Origin of the sequence: Cyanobacterium sp. Dongsha4 (assembly GCF_036345015.1) — a bacterium.
In the GTDB taxonomy this organism is placed as follows: Bacteria; Cyanobacteriota; Cyanobacteriia; order Cyanobacteriales; family Cyanobacteriaceae; genus PCC-10605.
On the sequence record NZ_CP084098.1, the window covers coordinates 546,643 to 565,879 of the forward strand.

A 19,237-nucleotide genomic window follows, 5' to 3' on the forward strand; every position below is an offset into this window, starting at 1 on the left:
ATTGACGGCAATTTATTTTTATTTTTCAACAATAATTGTATATTTTTGTTACAGTTATTAATATTTATTGCATCTGTTACTGGTAATTAATGCTATTTTGTATGGTTGAATGGAATTAATAGCAAGGAGATAGAGTTAGTGGGTTTCGGTTTAAATGCTCGTTCGGCGGGTCTAAATCTGTGCCATGAAAATGCTGATGAATTCGTGGCAACTATGCCTTCTGTGGATTTTGTTCAAGTGCATCCAGAGCATTTTCTACAGGATTTGGGAGGTAATTATGTTCATGCTTTTGAGAAATTAAAAGAAAATTATCCTCTTACCTTTCATGGTTTTGGTTTATCTTTAGGTTCGATCGCACCTTTGCCAGAAAATTATCTAAAATTGGTTAAACGCTTACTAGCAGAAAATGAAGGAAGTTTTTTTTCAGAACATTTTTCATGGAGTTCCGTTTCTCATCACCATTTCCATGATTTAATACCCTTTCCTTTTACCCAAGAAGTTTTAGACTATTTTTGCGAAAGAGTTGAACAGGTGCAAGAATATCTCGGTAGTGAGATTTTATTAGAAAATATTAGTAGTTATATGCGTTTTAGCATTTCTGAAATGGACGAAATAGCCTTTATGAATGAAGTGTTTAAACGTACTGGAGCAAAAATGTTATTGGATCTTAACAATCTATGGGCTAACGCTCAAAACTTTGAAGAAGATGCCTTAGAGAGAATGATGGCAATTAAGCCTGAATATGTACAAAGTTATCATTTAGCAGGGTGTACAGCTTGGGGAGATAATAATTATATTGACTATCATGGAGAAGCTGTTAGAGAGGAAGTATGGCAACTATATCAGAAAGCGATGGAAGTATTCGGAGCTAAACCGACTTTAATTGAATGGGAAAATAATATTCCTCCCATTAGCCGAACAGTGGAAGAAGTCCATAAAGCTAAAGCTATTTTAGTAAAGGCCTAGAGTTCAACTCAAGCTCAATTTGTGCCAATAATCGCCGATGAGGACAGGTTTCAGATATGACAATACGGCTAGTAAATTAGTTAAGAGGAGGAGAAAGGGGGATGTGGGGAGAGGAGAAAGCCAGTCATAAGTTCAGAGTTTTTAATTCTTAATTTTTAATTCTTCATTTTTTCTTTGCCCTACCATAACCAGAAAAATTTATCTTGAACTCAGATTAGTTTACTTTTTCGAGAAGATTGGAATTTCTAATTTTTGAAAATAATATGATACATCCTCAATTAGAAGAAATAATTAGTAAGTTAAAACAGTCTTTTATTAACTTATATAATACTAAATTAGACAAAATTATTTTATATGGATCTCAAGCGAGAAAAGATGCTCAAATAGATTCAGATATTGATATTTTAGTAGTTCTTAAAGACAACATTGATCCTTATAAAGAAATAGATAGAACTGGAGATATTATCTATCAAATAAGTTTAGATTATGATGTGGTTTTATCTCGTCATTTTATCTCTTCTGATAAATTTAATTATAGTAATAATCCATTTTTACACAATGTAAAAAAAGAGGGAATTATATTGTGAAATTAGAAGTTGATAAATTAATTAAAAAGGCTAGAGAGAGTTTAGTTGCTTCAGAAATTTTAGCTCAAAATGAACTGTATAATTTTGCAGGATCGAGGGTAGATAACAGTTTGTTGTTATTTAGTAAAATCTATGCTAATCTATGTATATGGAAAAAAGATTAGTTAAGATAGGAGAAGCGGCTAAAATACTAGGAACAACCCCAGACACTCTAAGAAAGTGGGAAGCCACAGGAGAAATAGTGCCGACTAGAAAAACTAAAGGCGGTACTAGATATTACGATGTTGCTGAACTGATGAATTTAGATTCTGGAGATTATCCCACAATAGGGTATGCTCGTGTTTCTAGTCACGACCAAAAAGAAGATTTAGTAAGACAACAAGCAATGTTGGAAGCCTATTGTTCAGCTAAAGGTTGGAGAACTGAAATAATTAAAGACTTAGGCTCAGGCATGAATTATCACAAGAAAGGATTGCTTTTGTTGCTTGAAAAAATACTAAAGAAGCAAATGAAACGTCTCGTTATTACTCATAAAGATAGGTTGCTTCGTTTTGGTTCTGAATTAGTGTTCACATTGTGTGAATTGCAAGGAATCGAGATTGTAATTATTCATAAAGGAGATCAACCGACTTTTGAAGAAGAATTAGCACAAGACGTTTTGGAAATAATTACTGTTTTCAGTGCTAGACTTTATGGTTCAAGAAGTCGTAAGCATAGAAAACTAATGTCAGCATTAACCGAAGAAGGAGACAAATTATTTGAACAAGTACAGAAAAAATGATTAGTTTCAAAACGGAATTAAAACTGAATAATAAGCAACGAACAATTATGGCAAAACACGCAGGAGTTGCACGTCATGCTTATAATTGGGGATTAGCTATTTGCAAGGAAATACTTGATTATAATCAAGCAAACCCTGAAAATAAACAAAAATTTCCCAGTGCTATTGATTTACATAAACGATTAGTAGCAGAAGTAAAAAGTCAAAATCAATGGTATTATGAAGTATCAAAATGTAGCCCTCAACAGGCTCTTAGAGACTTAAGAATTGCTTGGGATAGATCTTTTAACAAAATAGCTAAACCACCTCGATTTAAAAAGAAAAATAACAGAGATAGTTTCTATCTCGAAGGTAATATCCAAATCAAAGGAAACAAAATTAAATTACCTAGAATTGGTTGGGTTAAAACTTATGAAAAATTTATTCCTTCAATTTTAGTAAAAAAATCAGGGAGTAATTGTGTAATTTCTAAACGGGCTAATAGATGGTTTATTTCTTACAAAGTAGATTATGAGCCAGAAAAAATAGAACATCCTTTTGGTAGAGTCGGTTGTGATATTGGCATAAAAAAACTAGCTACATTGAGTAATGGGTTAGTATTTCCCAATGTTAAAGCCTATAGAACTGTCAAGAAAAAGTTAGCACATTTACAAAGAGAATTAAGTAGGAAAGTAAAGGGTTCTACTAACTATAAAAGAGCATCGGTAAAATTGGCAAAACTCCATTATCGGATTAGTTGTATTCGGAAAGATGCCATTCACAAATTAACTCATTACCTCACTAAAAACCACAGTGAGGTAGTGATTGAAGATTTGAATGTGTCTGGAATGCTACAAAATCACCGATTAGCCAGTGCCATAGCAGACTGTGGATTTTATGAATTTAGAAGACAATTAGAGTATAAATGTGACTGGTATGGGGCAATTTTACACATCGTAGATAGATGTTTTCCATCTTCTAAAACTTGTTCTAATTGCAATGAAATTAAATCAGATTTAAAGCTAAAAGATAGAACCTTTAATTGCTCTTACTGTGGACTAATTATTGATAGAGACTTAAATGCTTCAATTAATTTGGAAAATGCGGTAAGCTCTACCGTGTAAGTCTGTGGAGTGTCAGACAAACTAATAATTTAGATTATTAGGACACGGTGAAGCAGAAAATTGACAGATAATCTTAGATTTTCTTGATTATCATAAGTTCTTTAGAGCGGCTTACTATACTATGTTTTATATAGCGGAGGCTTTTTTATGGACGCAAGGAATGAGTTTTTCTAGTCATTCTGCGGTTATTTCGGCTTTTGGTAAAGAATTTGTCAAAAAAGGTCTTGTTCCCATCGAATTTCATCGTTTTTTAATCAATGCTCAAGATAAAAGGACTCAGGGAGATTACAGTATAGACGATGAAAAACAGTTAAGTTTTGAGGATGTCAGTATTTTAATAGAACAAAGTAAGCTATTTATTAAATGGGCTGAAAAAACAATTATTTAAAATTTTTTACGTTATTTATTTTTAACGGTTCATAGCAAATCCAATTCACTAAATCTCCAAAGAGACTATATACATAATGACAAAAATAGAGACATGGGAAGATACAGGGCAAGGTTATCCTCTGCGTTGGTGGGTTTTGCCGATTGTTTGTTTACCAACTCTGGCGATGTTACTAGATGGAAATATTGTCTTTATTGCCTTACCTGCCATTGGTGACACTTTCCGTTATTTTCCCAATTTGGGGGAATGGGTGTTAGCTTCTTTTTCCTTAGTGGCGGCGGCTCTTTCCTTACCTGCGGGGGAATTGGGCGATCGCATCGGCTTAAGAAGGGTATTTAGCTGGGGTTTATGGTTATTTATCCTCGGTAGTGGTATTTGTTTTTTTGCTTTTAAAGGCTGGATATTAATTTTGGGGAGGGTGATATGTGCTTGTGGGGCGGCAATTCTTGCCCCTGTTGCCTTGGCTTGTTTACGGCGTATTTTTCCTCCAGAAGAACAGGCGATCGCCTTTGGTTATTGGTCTGCTAGTGTCACCATTGGTACAGTGATTGGACCATTTTTAGGAGGATTTTTAGAACATATTGCTAGTTGGCATTGGGTCTTTTTTGCCCCTGTAGTACCTGCTGCGATCGGACTTTTAGGACTGCCTTTATTGCCTTTGCTTCCTGCGAAACAAATTTCCTCCAAACCTGATTATATGGGCATAACTACCATCGGCTTTGCTATCTTTTTCTTTCTCTTTTTCCTGATGGAAAGTCCAAATTTATCCCCCAGTCTTAACATTTTGATTATCTGTCTTTTCTTGCTAACAGTAGTAATGTGGCGACAAAGTGCGAATAAATCATCGGCGGTTATTCCTTTAAATATTATTACTCGTAATAGTTGGTATGTTCCTTCTGTTTTACAACTATTTATTCGAGCATTGTTTGTATTTGTAATGACTTGTTTAACGGTTTATTTTCAAGAAGGGAGAAGTTTATCCGCTTTAGACACATCTATTCATATTTTGCCTTTAAGTATCGTGTCGGGGGTTGTTTCTCTTGCCAGTGGCTATTTAGAAAAATCTTTCGGAGTCAAATATTTAATGATGGCAACTCTTACTTTAACCGCTCTAGGTTTTTGGTCTTTGCGAGATATTCCCCTATCTGGATTTGATGGGGGTGACTGGTTTGGTATGGTAGCTTTTGGCATCCTTTATGGTAACACTGCCCAACTTTCTCACCAAGCCTTAGTTCATTTTCCTAAATCCCAAGCCATGAGAGGTTCTGCCATTAATACCTTAACTATTAACTTAGGTTTAGCTTTAGGGGCGGCTATTTACAGTATTTTTATCTCAATTGCCTTACCATTGAATTTAAAACAGCAGTCTAATTGGCAATTTCCCGTTGAGATACCTAGCAGTGTTCAAGAAATACTCAATCAGGTAGATCAAAATCTTCATACCTCAACTCATAGTCAATCATTACAGGCTTTACAAGAATCTTTAGCCCATAGTTTTGGCTTTGGTTTTACATTGTGTGCTATTTTTTGTGTAATCGCCATTGTCATTACCTACAGTATGCGACCATTTTCATCGAATTAACTATTCACTATTCTTATTCACTAATTGTTATTAATGATTAAAAACAATCCTACCACTGCTGAATATGCAGTACAACGTCTGGCTGATTTAGGAATTCGCCATGTTTTTGGTTTACCAGGAGATTATGCTTTTCCTATCGATGATGCGATCGAATCTAACCCTAATTTAACATGGGTTGTCTGTAGTAATGAACTTAATGCCGCCTATAGTGCCGATGGTTATGCCCGTGTTTTTGGTGCGTCTATCCTCAGTACTACCTATGGAGTGGGAGAATTAGGTGCAATGGCTGGTGTCATGGGAGCTAAAGCAGAAAGATTACCTATTTTTCATCTGGTAGGGATGCCTTCCACTAGGTTAATGCGGACTCGTAAACCCTTACATCATACCTTCGGAGATGGAGAATTTGACCATTTTCATCAATTATCCTCCGCCACCGCCTGTGTTAGCACTATCTTAACCCCAGAAAATGCCATTACCGAAATGGAAAGAGTAATTGCGATCGCACTTTCCCAACGGCAACCAGCAATTATCGCCATAGCTGGGGATTACGCTCAAATGCCTGTGATAGGCAATCCCATACAGGGAGTACCATTACATCAAGTTTCACCCCCAAAAAGTAACCCTCAAGAGTTAGAGTGTGCCGTTAAAACTATCTTACAAAGATTAGAACAAGCCCAACAACCCGTTATTCTTCCCTGTTTTACTCTACTACGTTACGGATTAACAAAACAATTCACCCACCTTCTCAAGATTACTGGTATTCCCTACGCTACCACCAGAATTGATAAAGCCGTAATTTCCGAATCTCATCCCTTATATATGGGTATGTATCGAGGGGCAACTTCAGAATCCGCCCTCCGAGAATATGTAGAATCTGCGGACTTAATTCTTGACATCGGCGGAGTCTTATTTGATGATGTTTCTACAGGTCATGGTTCAGCAAGACTCGATCGAGAAAAGATTATTTCCATTCATCCCCATCATGTAGAAATTCTCTCTAACATTAGTCATATTAATTCTCAATCCCACACTTATAGCCCTGTTTGGATAGAAGATGTCATTAGTAACCTTATAGAGAATATTAAACCCATTTCCCTCAAAAAATTTCCCCAACCTTCCCCCATTACCCTCGAAAAAAGTTCTTCCCAAGCTATTACTTGGCAAACCCTCCGAGCCACAATGCAAAATTTCCTAGAAGCAGAAGATATTTTAATCTGTGAATCTGGTTTAAGCGTTGCTTTCTTATCATCCTTACTGTTACCAAAAAACTGTAGCTTTCATAATCAAACCCTTTGGGCGGCTATTGGTTGGGCAACTCCTGCCACATTTGGGGCGGCTTTAGCAAATCCCCAACGGCGAGTTATCTTAGTTACAGGCGATGGTGCTCATCAACTTACGGCAAATGAAATTGGCACTATGGGGCGTTATGGAGTTAAACCCATAATTATTGTCTTAAATAATGGCATTTTTGGTATTGAAGAGTTTTTAGCAGGAAATAAATCCAATATTTACAATGTTTTATCTCCTTGGAATTATGCTCAGATACCTCATGCAATGGGTTGCGAAAACTGGTATTGTCAAAAAGTTACATCTTTAGATGAATTAAACAACGCCCTTGAAAAAGCAAGACTCCACAATAATGGGGCTTATATAGAAGTTGTTTTAACCGAGAAAATTCCTCCTGCTTTATCTGAAACAATATACGCTCAACGCTATCAATTATCACCTATAAACACTTACCTGAGTCCCCTCTAAAATTGTAGCTTAAGGTAAGCAACGGGCAATAGGCAACAAGCAACAGTACATTTAAGTACATTTAATTAAGATAATATCTGAGTATAAAAAACGACAAAGGAGAGATAATGGCAAAATTATTTGTAGCAAATACAATTACAGATTTAATTTTGGGTGATATAGATGAACATTTACCCATAAATCGCATCCCTTTATCGGGAACTGTTTTAGGTTTAGGTACTACTACCGCAACAGATAACGGTGAATTAGTTTTTCTTCCTAATTTTGAGCAAAATAAAACTTCCATCTACAAATGTAACCCCACTGATGGTAAAACTTATTCTTTATCCCCAACTTCAGAAGTAGATCATTTTCCTTATGTTTGCTTCACAAATGACATTGACGAAGAAGGTATAGAAATCGATGTTTCTAACTTTAATATTACTAATTCTAGTCTGACGGAAATTATCACTCAATCAATTAACCAATGCGGTGTCAAAGCTAGTTATTATGGTGTATATATCAAGTCAATATGGTCATCGGTTGTTTTAACCATTGCATCTAAGTTATGTTTGTGGCAGTGGGCAAGAATGAAGAATTTTGTCTCTGATGAGATTTTTAGTGCAGAAGATAATATCTACACATCATTACAGCATTTTTACTGTGCTGATCAAGAACAGACTGATAACCCAATGAAATACTTGGGTAAAGCAAATTCATGGCAATTAATTGGAATGTATGCCAGTGAACCAAAAACAGGCTTAGTTACAGTACCACAACCTAACCAAAATTTACATATACATGGTATTTGTACAGAAAAAAATTGGGGTGGCCACGTACACCATGAACATAAGATGAGCAAATTACTCCGTATTGATAGTTTAATTATCTATCCCCTTCAAGAAGTTGAAGTAATTGAATCGGATTTAACGATTAAGGATGCTGTATGGCTTGATGATAACCTTGTTTTTACTGTTGTTAACCAAGGATTATTAGATGTGAGTAATCTTCAAATTCACATAGTTCCTAATAATCAATATAGCTCATACATTGGTTGTCGCATTCCTTGGTTAAGTGCTGGTAATTCTTTTCAATTCAATATTCCTAAAGACCAGATTAAACTGAAAACAGGAAAAAACCTTATAAATATTATTGCAGACCCAGACAATTTGATTTTAGAAGCTAATGAAAATAACAATATATTGACTCTTGAGGTTTCTATTTCCCCTGTTTAATCTTTGGGCAGGTTTCAGATAAAGATTATAACTTGATCAATTCTACGGCATCTTTACCATCGATCGCATCTAAATAAACTTTTACTTTTTCCTCTTTAGCGGTAGGTAGAGCTTTACCGATGAAGTCAGGGTGAATAGGTACTTGTCGATGACCTCGATCAACTAAAACTAACAATTTAATAATTTCTGGTCTGCCATACTCTGTAACAGCGTTTAAAGCGGCTCTAATGGTTCTTCCCTTATAAATCACATCATCCACCAAAATTACGGTTTTACCCGTCAAATCAAAGGGTATTTCAGTCTTCTGAGGCGTTCTGGTTTTGATTTGGTCTAAATCATCTCGAAAAAAAGTTATATCTAGCGCACCAACTGCCACCTTAACTTGTTCAATCATTTCTATCTGATTGGCTAATAGATAAGCCAAAGGAACACCCCTTGTATAAATACCCAAGAGGACAACTTGAGATAAATCTGGGGCTTCCTCGACTATTTGTGAAGCTAAACGAATTAAAGTACGACGTATTTCGTCTGCCGAAAGTATTTCTATTATTTGACGAGCCATTATTTAGATAGATTACATTTGAGTTTATGGATTTAGAACATAAGGAAGTGATGAGTTGTTTAGGTATCAGGTGTAAATTGAATAAAGAATTAAATAAATCCCCTTATCTGCCCAATACCTCATATACCTGAAATCTGATCAATATTGATTGACTTATGGATTCTCACTTTCATCTGTTGACTTATTTTCAGTTTCTTCCTTTGATGGGGTTTCTATTTGCTCACTGGATTGACCTTGTATTCCTTCCACTGATATAAGAACCACTGTGATATTATCTGAACCCCCTCCGTCTTTAGCGTTTTGAATGAGAGTTTTAGCCGCTTGTTCTAAATTTTCTACTTCTTGTAAGGATTTGTTAATCAAATCGTCGGGTACTTCTTCGGTTAAACCATCGCTACAAAGCAAGAAGCGATCGCCGTTTTGGACATCATCCATTTTTTGTATATCAATACCTTCGTATAAGTCTCTACGTCCCAAACACTGAGAAAGAACGTGTCTCCAAGGATGATATTTTGCATCTTCTGGGGTAATTTCTCCTGCCCTAATCGCTTGAGAGATCCAAGTATGATCGAGGGTAATTTGATTTAACTCCCCATTACGCCAACGATAAAGGCGGGAATCTCCCACGTGGGCTCGCCATGTTTCATTTTCTCTAAACAGAATTAACACAAGAGTTGTTCCCATGTCTGCTCTTTCGGGATGAAGCACTTGATCCTCTAAAATGCCTTCATTTGCCTGATAAATTGACTTTTCCATCAAATCATAAGAGTCTATAGGCGCATCCCAATTAGCTTCTAGGTATTCTCTAATAACTTCTACGGCAATACGACTGGCTTCTTCCCCTCCAGCATGACCTCCCATACCATCGGCAAGGATAAAAAAACGTCCTTCGGGGTCTGTATAGTGGTTATCTTGGTTGTAGGGTCTAACTAACCCCGGATCAGTTAACCCAATAGATGTACATTTCATACGGTCAATTAATTGATACTAATATTTATAGTTTACGGTCTAATCTATCTAATTGTCTCAATAAACGGAACAAAGATACAGAGGGAAAAATACTTAAAACAAAAACTGCGATCGCAATTTGCCATAATCCGTTAACAATTAGTATCGTAGCAGATAAAATCAAAGCTCCCACAAATAGACTATAATTAGTAGCCATCTGCATCCCTGCAATACGTCGTAAAAGGCGATCGGACTCTTGGGAACGAACCCTAATGCGAATATCTCCCCGTTCTAATTTTTCGATGGCATCTTCTAAGCGTCGGGGTAAACCTAAAGCAGTATTGCTTACTTGCACTGCCTGACGACTTAATTCATCAAACAATGACTTACCACCATCATTACTAAATTCTGACATAATTTGTAAAGCGAAAGGTTGCGCTACTTCCATAAAGTTAAATTCTGGATCTAATCCCTTGCCCACTCCCTCTAAAGTAGAAAAAGCTCTCATCACAAAAGTGAAAGTAGCAGGAAAGCGGAAAGGTTGATCATAAGCGATTTCAAATAAATCCTCGCTAATTTGATTAATGGATTGTTCCTCAAAAGGCTTATCCATAAAGTTATCTAACATAAACTGAATTGACCTGCGCACTGGACCTGGATCATCTGTAACAGATAAAGCCTCTAAATCCACCAAAGCAGAAACGACGCGATCGGCATTTTTTTCCGTAATCCCGAATAACATCTCAATCAACTTTTCTTTGACATTGGTTTTAATATGCCCCATCATGCCGAAATCATAAAAGATTAAAGCACCATCGGGAGCTACAGCTAAATTACCCGGATGAGGATCAGCATGGAAAAAACCATCATTCAACAACTGCTGTAAATAGGCTTTTGCCCCTAATCTTGCCAAAATTTTGCGATCGAGCCCTGCCGCTTCAAGAGCTTCATAATGACTAATCTTAATCCCCGGCATATACTCCAAAGTCAAGACTCTAGGAGAAGTATAACGCCAATAAACTTTAGGAACATTAACCCAATTCGCTCCCCGAAAATTACGGCGAAAAGTATCTGCATTGCGCCCCTCATTCAAATAATCCGTTTCTAGCCAAAGAATACGACTACATTCTTCATAAATCCCTAACCAGTCTCTACCCTTACCCCAACGGGGATGATTTTGAAAATAGCGAGTAATTTGCTTAAGAATCCCTAAATCAATAGTAAATAATTGGGGTAATCCGGGGCGTTGAATTTTGATTACCACTTCTTCCCCTGATTTTAACTGTGCCTTATGCACCTGTCCTAAACTAGCCGCCGCCAAGGGAGTAGGATCAACACTGAGGAATAAATCTTCTAAAGGCTTCCCTAAATCCTTCTCAATAATCGATCGCACCTGTTCAAAACTAAAGGCAGGAACTCGATCCTGTAACTTAGACAACTCGTCCACATATTCGACGGGAAAAATATCTGCACGGGTAGAGAACAATTGACCTACCTTAATAAAAGTAGGACCTAACTCCAGTAAATTTTCCCTAATCCATGCCGCCTGAATGCGACGACGGGCGCTTCTTTTCTCCTCTGTATAACCATTAGCATAAGTCCATTTTTTGCTGTTACGCCATAGTTTAAACAAAAGGATTAACACAAAAGTCCAAATATCAACACGACGACGCAAACGGGAATAATTACTGCGATTCCAACGATAAGTTTTTTTCCCTTTTTCTAATTTAGGCTTCACATTAACAGAAGCAAAATCGGGGCTAGATTGTAAGTATTTTTCTGTATTAGAGTAAGCTGAAGACACTGATTGTTATTTTATGAAAGTTTTACTAAAAAAATTTATTGACTTTATTTTCAATCTTAAAAGAAACCAGAAAAAATTAAATTTAGAACAAATCCAGAGACGAATACATTATTAATCCCTAAAACTTGCCCATCGAATATTTCTTCCTAAGAATCTCACTTATTTTGACGATAATTATTCAATTCTGCTTTTAAACGAGCAATTTCGGCTCTTAATTCATCTAACAATTCCTGTAAATCCACCTCTGTATTAGCTTCTACCGTGATAGTGGTATTAGTATTACCAGATTGTTGTTTTGCCTTTTCTGCTCTTGCTTTGACTTCTTGAGCAAATTCTTGTAATCTCTGCCTAGTCTCTGCATCAAACTTACCAATATCACTGAGAATATGAGTTAGACTATCTTCTGCTTTTTCTGTTAAAACCTCAGTTAAGGCTTTGCTGAGATAATAAAAATCATTAATTGGGTTAGTCATTGGTAATGTTAATATTTCTTAATGGTTTTTAACAAATTATATCTGAGATTTTCAGATTCCGTTGAGATTATTTTGAACTATTCTTTCTCTCATTAAAATAATCAACAGGTGAGTTCAGGGTTTTGGGTTATTAGGGTTTGAGGGAATTAGGGCGTTAGAGTTATTGTTAATTAAACACTTTTGCCTTTTGGGAATAAAGGGGTGTTTACCTCTAGCTCTTTACTCTATAACTCTTATTTATCACATACCATCACCCAGATTAAGGGATGATTTTTTTGGTTATATCTCCTTGAGCAAATAGTATTAGAATATTATCGGTATCTTAATAATTATCAAAGTTTCATGGATATTGAAAAAATTGTCGAACAGGCATTAGAAACGGGCTATCTCACTCCTTCTATGGAGGCAGAAGTTGGTAGATTATGCGATGCTTCTGGAGAACTTTCTGCTGAAGAATACAAGGCTTTAGATAAGTTGATGGGAGCATTATTGACAGGAGAAATTACTGCCACTCCTAAAAAACAATTCATCAATGTTATGGAAGAACTTGTAGTCAGTGAAGTAATCAGTAGAGTCGCAGAAATTGAAACCACTAGCGATACATTGTTGGATGTGGGAGATATTTCCGCCTATGCTTTGAATCGTTTACCTCCCCTCTATGCTACCACGGAAGAAGGGGCGGACTTTCAAAGAAAAAAAGCCAAAGAAGAATTAAACGGCTTAATTTTAGAACAGGTTGAACAGGCTATTGCTTTATATCTCGATCGCCCCTCATTCTACCCTGAAAGACAAGCAATTAACAAGACTGGGGTAACAGGGGGAGTTTTTGAACAAGTAAGTAAACTGTTACAGTCACAAGCCTCTCTATACGAAGGAAATAATTAGGGATTTGGGTTTAGAAAAGAGGTTTCAGGTTGCAGGTTGCAGGTATGGAGTTTAGCCGAAGCTGAGTAAGTGGATAATAAGTAATAAGTAGAAGTTAAGGTTAGTGTTAACCTATGTTCGAGATAAAAAACCTTGTGGAGTAAGGCATTGAGAGGGAATATTAACTCTGTATTATGCCGATAACAACTATTAAACTTAGAAAAAAAAGATGTAAAATAAATTTATCTATATATTTTTATCAATACACCTAAGTTTTTACTCCGAACTCCGAACTCAGGTTGAATTTAGGCAATTTTTATTTGTGCTAAATCACTGATAACCACATCAGCACTGTTTAAATGGGTTGCGTGGGGATATTTCCAACAGATACCAATAACCCCACCTGCTTGGGCGTTTTTTGCCATGGCAATGTCTCCTTGAGAATCTCCCACCATGAGAGTATTTAGGGGATTTACTCCTAACTGCTGACAGGTTTGTAAATAGAGGCGAGGGTCGGGTTTGGAAAGACCACCATCAACACCCATGATAAAATCTATGTAGGGCGAAAGTTGGTGATTTTCAACAAAATCTTTGACTCCTTGAGTAGTGTCGGCGGACAAAATAGCTATTTTTAAGCCTTTTTTTGATAACATTTCTAAGACTTCTAAACTCCCAGCAAACAAAGGTGAAGTTAAGCCTCTGGTGGGAAAGGCTTTTTCAGCATTTTCAAAACATTCGGAGGATATTTCTAGGGCTTCAAACCAACTTTTTCCAGTTTCTGCAATATATCCAGCCGCTACAATTTGGTTTTCTTTGTTACTACCTACTGCCATTAAACCTGTGGGGTTAAGATAGTTTTGTTCTACTCCAAAAGCCATTAAGAGGGGTTCATAAGTCCCGGGTATATTTGCATCAATCAAACGAGCTCTTTTATGTGCTAATTCCCGTAAAAATTTTTCTGAGTCTGCTAGAGTACCATCTTTGTCAAAAATAATTGCTTCTATGTTGTGAAATAAATGTTGATTACAACGTATCGTTATCATGATGATTTTTTATTTTATGATTTTATGATTAATTAATTTCTTTAAGATGATATTTTTTAAGGACAATCAAATAATTATTTAATCAAATATATGCAAAGAAGACAATTTTTAACTAATGCAGGAATTAGTGCGGTAACTTCAGCAACGTTGGTTTCTTGTCAAAGTCAAAATAATTCTTCGGTTACGGCTAATAGTTTACCTGAAATAAAATGGCGCATGGTGACGAGTTGGCCTAAATCTTTGGATACTATTTATGGGGCTGTAGTGGGTTTGTGCGATCGCCTCAAGGCCATGAGTAGTGGAAAATTCCAAATTACTCCTTATGCGGCGGGAGAAATTGTGCCGGGGTTGGAGGTATTAGATACAGTGCAAAATGGTACGGTGGAATGTGGACACACTGCCAGTTATTATTATATTGGTAAAAACTCGGCTCTTGCTTTTGGCACAGGTATCCCTTTTGGATTATTAGCAGGGCAACATAATGCTTGGTGGTACTATGGTGGCGGTTTAGAAGCCATGCAAAAAGTTTACAGTGATTTTAATATTATCAACTTTCCTGCAGGAAATACGGGAGCACAAATGGGGGGATGGTTTAAAAGGGAAGTCAAATCTCTGGCGGATTTAAAAGGTTTAAAAATGCGTATTCCTGGTTTAGGAGGGGAGGTAATGGGTAAGTTAGGGGTAACTGTTCAAAATATTCCGGGAGGTGAAGTTTTTTTAGCTCTGGACAGAGGTGCGATCGATGCGGCAGAATGGGTAGGCCCCTATGATGATGAAAAATTAGGTTTAAACAAGGTTGCTCAATACTATTATTATCCCGGATGGTGGGAACCTGGTCCTTCTTTGGAAATCCTAATAAATAAATCGGCTTGGGAAAAATTGCCCACAGAGTATCAAAATATGATGGAAGTCTGCGCTAGAGAAAGCAATATTACTATGTTGGCTCACTACGATTTTGTCAATCAACAAGCCTTAAAATCTCTCATTAAAGGAGGCACAAAATTAGTTCCTTTTCCTCAAGATATTCTTCAACAAGCCGAAAAAATATCCTTTGAATTGTATGAAAGTAATGCTCAACAAAACCCTACTTTTAAAGAAATTTACCAATCATGGTTAGAATTTAGAAAGGGTATTTTACAATGGAACAGTATTAATGAATTGAGTTTTGCCAACTTTGTTAACCCTAAATAGAACCTAAATTTCGATATAAAATTGTCGGTTAAGGTAGGCAATAGGGAACAGGCAACGGGCAATGGTATTTATTATTGTAATTCTGAACTCCTAACTCCGAATCTAAATTAATTATTCATTGAATCAAATGTCTTTTTTACCAAAATACCGACCACAAAAATTGTCTTTAGGATTCCTAGAGCAAGAAATCTTAGAAATTATCTGGGATTTGGGCTGTGCCAGTGCTAAGGATATACACGATCGCATTTTATCAGATCCCGACAGAGAATTAGCCTATGCTTCAGTTATGACAGTATTGCAAAGACTAACAAAAAAAGGCTGGTTAACTCACAAAAAGAAGGGTAGAGCGTTTTTCTGGTATCCTTTAATTTCCCGTGAACAAGCCCAAGCAGTACAATCCTATGAACAATTACATAACTTTTTAGCCATTAGTAACCCAGAAGTAGTTGCTTCTTTTGCTGATAGCTTAGATACTGCAAGTATAGAACAAATAGAGGCGATCGCCACTCGTTTAGCAGAAGTCAGAAAACAAAGAAAGGAGAAACCATAAAATGCACTTATTATTAATTCTTACCAGTTTATTATTAGCCTATGGTCTGAGAATATTAAGCCAATTTGCTAGTAAAAAATATCAGCAAAAATGGGGCTTATCTTTATTTTTATTCGCCTTTCCTACTTTAATTTTATTGATGACCTGTATTGCTATTATTTGTATGGGTTATCAAGGAGAAATGTGGGGAATAAAAGCTAGTAAATTGAGCTATTATTTATCTGTTAGCTTCTTAATTTATGCTTTATTCACCTTCGTTAAAAATACATTAGATCATCTTAAAACTTGGTCAATTTTGCAACAGTGTTCAGATCAAAAAATTAATAATTATCAGTTTAAACTCCTAGAAACAGATTTTCCCTATGCCGCACAGATAGGTTTTTGGAACTCCCAATTAGTTTTAAGTCAAGGGTTAATCAAACTACTTTCTCAAGAACACTTATTAGCAGTTATAGCTCATGAATCTGCCCATAAAAAATGTCGAGATCCTTTTTTATTTTTCTGGCTATTTTATCTGAAAAAATTAGGTTTTTGTTTACCTAATAATGAACAACTTTGGGATAACTTAATATTATTGAGAGAATTAAGAGCGGATCAAATTGCGGCAAAAAAAGTTGATTATCTTTTAATAGCAGAATCTCTAATACAAGTTACATCATCTATAATGACGCTACCTTCTGAATTTAATCACAACCTACAATGTACATTTTACGATAATCGTTTACAAGCCAGAATTGATAATTTAATGGCAGAAAAAGAAGACCTTGCTAACAATAATTATTTAGAAATAGTCTGGTTATTATTTATTTTTATTCCTTGGCTATTTTTCCCTTTTCATAATCCTTGTTAAATATATAGCAATTTTCTTTATAGGGAAATAGGTAATAGTAGTATAAAAAGCTGTACCTCATAAGATAGTAAAAAGTTCGTACCCTATCTATCAAAGATTTGAAACCCCTAAAGGGGTAACTGCAAACTTTTGCTGACTTAGTTTTAATAAACCCTATACATAACATTCTTAAATAAGAAATTGTTAGAAAAAATTTCCCTTGCCTTCTAGGAGATAGGCTGAAGACGAGAGTAAAATAATTGACGCTTTAAAGCACTGTTTTGTAACAACTTTTATGAGAACTTTAATTATTGATAATTATGATTCTTTTACCTATAACATATATCAATTAGTTGCGGAAATAAATCGAGAAAAACCGATTGTCATAACTAATAATCAATTATCTTGGGGAGAAATTAAAGATAATAATTTTGATAATGTCATTATTTCTCCGGGGCCAGGTAATCCAAAAAATAGAGAAGATTTTGGTGTTTGTCAAGATATTTTATTAAACTCAAATATTCCCATTTTAGGTATTTGTTTGGGACATCAAGGATTAGGATATTATTATGATGCTCAAATAACTGAAGCACCAGAGCCTTATCACGGTAGAATTAGCAAAGTTTACCATAATAGTAATAGTATTTTTGATGGTATTCCTTCTCCTTTTTCTGTAGTTCGCTATCATTCTTTATTAATTGCGAATGATCCTGCCAATTTTCCTTTTAATTTAGAAATAATAGCCCATACTGAAGATAATTTAATTATGGGTATAAAACACAAATTAAAACCTTTTTGGGGTGTGCAATTTCACCCTGAATCCATTTGCTCAGAATATGGTAAGCAACTATTAACAAACTTTAATATTCTCTCAGAAAAATATTATTTATCTCACAATAAAGATGAAAAAAATATCAAGTTAAATAGCTTTCAAAATCTAGGAGACAAAATAATTTTAAATGAGAGCATAGACAATAATAAAAAAAAGGCTAAATTCAAGTTATTTAGTAAAAAATTAGATTTTTATATTGATTCCGAAATTGTTTTTGAGCATTTATATCAAGACTCAAGTCCTAGTTTTTGGTTAGATAGTAGCATGGTAGCTGAGGGTTTATCTCGATTCTCTTATATGGGAGATTGCGAAGGGGAAAATAGTTTTTTTATTAGTTATGATGTTAATAGCAATACCATAATTAAGTTTAAAAAAGAAGAAAAAAAGATAATTCAAAATAATATTTTTGATTTTTTACAACAATATTTAGACCAATATGGTAATGATGATTTAGATCTACCCTTTAACTTTAATGGGGGATTTGTTGGTTATTTTGGTTATGAATTAAAAGCGTTATGTGGGTATCAAAATAAACATATATCTTCTTATCCTGATGCTCAATTTATTTTTGCAGATAGGATGATAGTTTTTGATCATTTAGACAAGCATATTTATTTAGTTTATTTAGGAAAAGAAAATTCTGAACAAAAAGCTAATAACTGGTTTAAAGATATAGCAGAAAAACTATTTTTATTACATCACTATGATGATAATCAATCATGGGAAAAATCTTCTAATCTTCAATTAAAAAACTCTCCTGAAAAAGCAGATATTTCATATGATGTTAATTCAAACGTCTCTGGTGAAAAAGATAATTCAAATACAGGTAAATATTCTAAGCAAGAGAATGTAAATAATATATTCAAGGCGAATAATGATAATGGCAATGACAATTTTTATAATAAGAAATATAGTGACTTATCGATTTATTTGAGTAGAAATGAACAAGAGTATTTGAGAAATATACAATCATCTTTACATAAAATAAGACTAGGGGAAAGTTATGAAATTTGCCTTACAAACCATCTTTATTTACCTACTATTGATAATTCATTAGATTTTTATTATTACTTAAGAACAAAAAACTCTGCTCCTTATAGTTGTTTTTTTAGATTTAATGATTTAAGTATTGTTTCTTGCTCTCCTGAGCGTTTTTTACATCTGGATAAACAGGGAAATTTAGAATCAAAACCGATAAAAGGTACGGTAAAAAGGGGAAAAACTAAAGATGAAGATGAACAGCTAAAAAATCAGTTAAAGTGTAGCGAAAAAGAACAAGCAGAAAACCTTATGATTGTGGATTTATTACGCAATGATTTAGGCAAAGTTTGTCAAGTGGGCAGTGTCACTGTTCCTAAGTTAATGGCGATCGAATCTTATAGTACAGTACATCAAATGGTGTCCACAGTCAAAGGAAAAATCAAAGAAGGAATCAAAACCACAGATTGTATTAAGGCTTGTTTCCCTGGTGGTTCAATGACTGGAGCACCAAAGAAACGCACTTTAGAAATTATTGACGATTTAGAGACAGAAGCAAGGGGCATTTATTCAGGTTGCATCGGATTTTTAGCCCTTAACGGCACGATGGACTTAAACATAGTTATTCGTACTGCTATTATAACTCCAGAAAAAACTGCCATCGGTGTTGGGGGTGCAATTACTTATTTATCTTCCCCCGAATTAGAATTTGCAGAAACCATGTTAAAAGCCCAAGCCCTACTCAATGCCGCACTATTTTTAAAAGTGAACAAGAAATAATGTTCAG

The 19,237-nt window shown here is 35.2% G+C and carries 19 protein-coding genes; 14 read left to right on the forward strand and 5 right to left on the reverse strand.

Annotated features, from left to right (window positions below; genetic code table 11):
* The first annotated feature begins 105 nt into the window (after positions 1–105).
* From Dongsha4_RS02395 to Dongsha4_RS02435, 9 genes are all read left to right on the forward strand, one after another.
* A complete protein-coding gene (locus Dongsha4_RS02395; RefSeq protein WP_330204175.1) occupies positions 106–966 on the forward strand; it encodes a DUF692 domain-containing protein in 861 nt (286 codons plus the stop codon).
* Between the two features lie 263 nt (positions 967–1,229).
* Positions 1,230–1,553 carry a nucleotidyltransferase domain-containing protein gene (locus Dongsha4_RS02400; RefSeq protein WP_099436670.1) on the forward strand — a complete coding sequence of 108 codons (324 nt, stop codon included), beginning with the start codon at positions 1,230–1,232 and terminating at the stop codon, positions 1,551–1,553.
* Positions 1,550–1,717: a hypothetical protein gene (locus Dongsha4_RS02405; protein ID WP_330204176.1), complete on the forward strand. Its 168-nt coding sequence runs from the start codon at positions 1,550–1,552 to the stop codon at positions 1,715–1,717. Before Dongsha4_RS02400 ends, Dongsha4_RS02405 begins: the two co-directional genes overlap by 4 nt.
* Positions 1,702–2,334: an IS607 family transposase gene (locus Dongsha4_RS02410; RefSeq protein ID WP_330202442.1), complete on the forward strand. Its 633-nt coding sequence runs from the start codon at positions 1,702–1,704 to the stop codon at positions 2,332–2,334. Before Dongsha4_RS02405 ends, Dongsha4_RS02410 begins: the two co-directional genes overlap by 16 nt.
* Positions 2,331–3,437 (forward strand): RNA-guided endonuclease TnpB family protein, encoded by a 1,107-nt coding sequence (locus Dongsha4_RS02415; protein ID WP_330202441.1) that lies wholly within the window; start codon positions 2,331–2,333, stop codon positions 3,435–3,437. The genes Dongsha4_RS02410 and Dongsha4_RS02415 overlap by 4 nt, the downstream gene beginning before the upstream one ends.
* Before the next feature lie 121 nt (positions 3,438–3,558).
* Positions 3,559–3,825 carry a HEPN domain-containing protein gene (locus Dongsha4_RS02420; protein WP_425590774.1) on the forward strand — a complete coding sequence of 89 codons (267 nt, stop codon included), beginning with the start codon at positions 3,559–3,561 and terminating at the stop codon, positions 3,823–3,825.
* Between the two features lie 76 nt (positions 3,826–3,901).
* On the forward strand, positions 3,902–5,407 hold the full coding sequence (locus tag Dongsha4_RS02425) for an MFS transporter (protein WP_330204177.1): 1,506 nt from the start codon (positions 3,902–3,904) through the stop codon (positions 5,405–5,407).
* Between the two features lie 33 nt (positions 5,408–5,440).
* The gene (locus Dongsha4_RS02430; protein ID WP_330204178.1) at positions 5,441–7,162 is read left to right on the forward strand and encodes an alpha-keto acid decarboxylase family protein; all 1,722 of its coding nucleotides are present in this window, start codon (positions 5,441–5,443) and stop codon (positions 7,160–7,162) included.
* Positions 7,163–7,269: 107 nt separating this feature from the next.
* The gene (locus tag Dongsha4_RS02435; protein WP_330204179.1) at positions 7,270–8,376 is read left to right on the forward strand and encodes a CARDB domain-containing protein; all 1,107 of its coding nucleotides are present in this window, start codon (positions 7,270–7,272) and stop codon (positions 8,374–8,376) included.
* Positions 8,377–8,401: 25 nt separating this feature from the next.
* Here Dongsha4_RS02435 and pyrR read toward each other — a convergent pair whose 3' ends face one another.
* The 4 genes from pyrR to Dongsha4_RS02455 all read right to left on the reverse strand — a co-directional run bounded on the left by pyrR (position 8,402) and on the right by Dongsha4_RS02455 (position 12,163).
* Complete coding sequence (pyrR, locus tag Dongsha4_RS02440) at positions 8,402–8,938, reverse strand: bifunctional pyr operon transcriptional regulator/uracil phosphoribosyltransferase PyrR (RefSeq protein WP_190361635.1); 537 nt, start codon at positions 8,936–8,938, stop codon at positions 8,402–8,404.
* 153 nt (positions 8,939–9,091) lie between these two features.
* Positions 9,092–9,907: a PP2C family serine/threonine-protein phosphatase gene (locus Dongsha4_RS02445; protein ID WP_330204180.1), complete on the reverse strand. Its 816-nt coding sequence runs from the start codon at positions 9,905–9,907 to the stop codon at positions 9,092–9,094.
* A 25-nt stretch (positions 9,908–9,932) separates the two neighbouring features.
* Complete coding sequence (locus tag Dongsha4_RS02450; protein ID WP_425590787.1) at positions 9,933–11,624, reverse strand: ABC1 kinase family protein; 1,692 nt, start codon at positions 11,622–11,624, stop codon at positions 9,933–9,935.
* Between the two features lie 221 nt (positions 11,625–11,845).
* Positions 11,846–12,163, reverse strand: coding sequence for a DUF6825 family protein (locus Dongsha4_RS02455; protein WP_330204182.1), 318 nt, complete (start codon positions 12,161–12,163; stop codon positions 11,846–11,848).
* Between the two features lie 342 nt (positions 12,164–12,505).
* Between Dongsha4_RS02455 and Dongsha4_RS02460 the strand changes: the two genes are divergently transcribed.
* Positions 12,506–13,048, forward strand: a complete 543-nt coding sequence (locus Dongsha4_RS02460; RefSeq protein WP_330204183.1) for a late competence development ComFB family protein — start codon at positions 12,506–12,508, stop codon at positions 13,046–13,048.
* 284 nt (positions 13,049–13,332) lie between these two features.
* On the opposite strand, the gene Dongsha4_RS02465 is transcribed toward Dongsha4_RS02460, so the two are convergent.
* Positions 13,333–14,070, reverse strand: coding sequence for an HAD family hydrolase (locus Dongsha4_RS02465; protein ID WP_330204184.1), 738 nt, complete (start codon positions 14,068–14,070; stop codon positions 13,333–13,335).
* Between the two features lie 90 nt (positions 14,071–14,160).
* Between Dongsha4_RS02465 and Dongsha4_RS02470 the strand changes: the two genes are divergently transcribed.
* The 4 genes from Dongsha4_RS02470 (at position 14,161) to pabB (ending at position 19,230) form a co-directional block, all read left to right on the forward strand.
* The gene (locus Dongsha4_RS02470; protein WP_330204185.1) at positions 14,161–15,261 is read left to right on the forward strand and encodes a TRAP transporter substrate-binding protein; all 1,101 of its coding nucleotides are present in this window, start codon (positions 14,161–14,163) and stop codon (positions 15,259–15,261) included.
* Positions 15,262–15,388: 127 nt separating this feature from the next.
* On the forward strand, positions 15,389–15,811 hold the full coding sequence (locus tag Dongsha4_RS02475; protein WP_155083864.1) for a BlaI/MecI/CopY family transcriptional regulator: 423 nt from the start codon (positions 15,389–15,391) through the stop codon (positions 15,809–15,811).
* A 1-nt stretch (position 15,812) separates the two neighbouring features.
* Positions 15,813–16,661, forward strand: a complete 849-nt coding sequence (locus Dongsha4_RS02480; protein ID WP_330204186.1) for a M56 family metallopeptidase — start codon at positions 15,813–15,815, stop codon at positions 16,659–16,661.
* Between the two features lie 274 nt (positions 16,662–16,935).
* Complete coding sequence (pabB, locus tag Dongsha4_RS02485) at positions 16,936–19,230, forward strand: aminodeoxychorismate synthase (RefSeq protein ID WP_330204187.1); 2,295 nt, start codon at positions 16,936–16,938, stop codon at positions 19,228–19,230.
* Positions 19,231–19,237 lie beyond the last annotated feature (7 nt).

Coding starts and splice junctions, on each gene's coding strand:
- Dongsha4_RS02435 (WP_330204179.1), top strand. CDS start 7,270: ATGGCAAAATTATTTGTAGCAAATACAATTACAGATTTAATTTTGGGT.
- Dongsha4_RS02430 (WP_330204178.1), top strand. CDS start 5,441: ATGATTAAAAACAATCCTACCACTGCTGAATATGCAGTACAACGTCTG.
- Dongsha4_RS02400 (WP_099436670.1), top strand. CDS start 1,230: ATGATACATCCTCAATTAGAAGAAATAATTAGTAAGTTAAAACAGTCT.
- Dongsha4_RS02480 (WP_330204186.1), top strand. CDS start 15,813: ATGCACTTATTATTAATTCTTACCAGTTTATTATTAGCCTATGGTCTG.
- Dongsha4_RS02455 (WP_330204182.1), bottom strand. CDS start 12,163: ATGACTAACCCAATTAATGATTTTTATTATCTCAGCAAAGCCTTAACT.
- Dongsha4_RS02475 (WP_155083864.1), top strand. CDS start 15,389: ATGTCTTTTTTACCAAAATACCGACCACAAAAATTGTCTTTAGGATTC.
- pyrR (WP_190361635.1), bottom strand. CDS start 8,938: ATGGCTCGTCAAATAATAGAAATACTTTCGGCAGACGAAATACGTCGT.
- Dongsha4_RS02445 (WP_330204180.1), bottom strand. CDS start 9,907: ATGAAATGTACATCTATTGGGTTAACTGATCCGGGGTTAGTTAGACCC.
- Dongsha4_RS02425 (WP_330204177.1), top strand. CDS start 3,902: ATGACAAAAATAGAGACATGGGAAGATACAGGGCAAGGTTATCCTCTG.
- Dongsha4_RS02420 (WP_425590774.1), top strand. CDS start 3,559: ATGTTTTATATAGCGGAGGCTTTTTTATGGACGCAAGGAATGAGTTTT.
- Dongsha4_RS02415 (WP_330202441.1), top strand. CDS start 2,331: ATGATTAGTTTCAAAACGGAATTAAAACTGAATAATAAGCAACGAACA.
- pabB (WP_330204187.1), top strand. CDS start 16,936: ATGAGAACTTTAATTATTGATAATTATGATTCTTTTACCTATAACATA.
- Dongsha4_RS02470 (WP_330204185.1), top strand. CDS start 14,161: ATGCAAAGAAGACAATTTTTAACTAATGCAGGAATTAGTGCGGTAACT.
- Dongsha4_RS02465 (WP_330204184.1), bottom strand. CDS start 14,070: ATGATAACGATACGTTGTAATCAACATTTATTTCACAACATAGAAGCA.
- Dongsha4_RS02460 (WP_330204183.1), top strand. CDS start 12,506: ATGGATATTGAAAAAATTGTCGAACAGGCATTAGAAACGGGCTATCTC.
- Dongsha4_RS02410 (WP_330202442.1), top strand. CDS start 1,702: ATGGAAAAAAGATTAGTTAAGATAGGAGAAGCGGCTAAAATACTAGGA.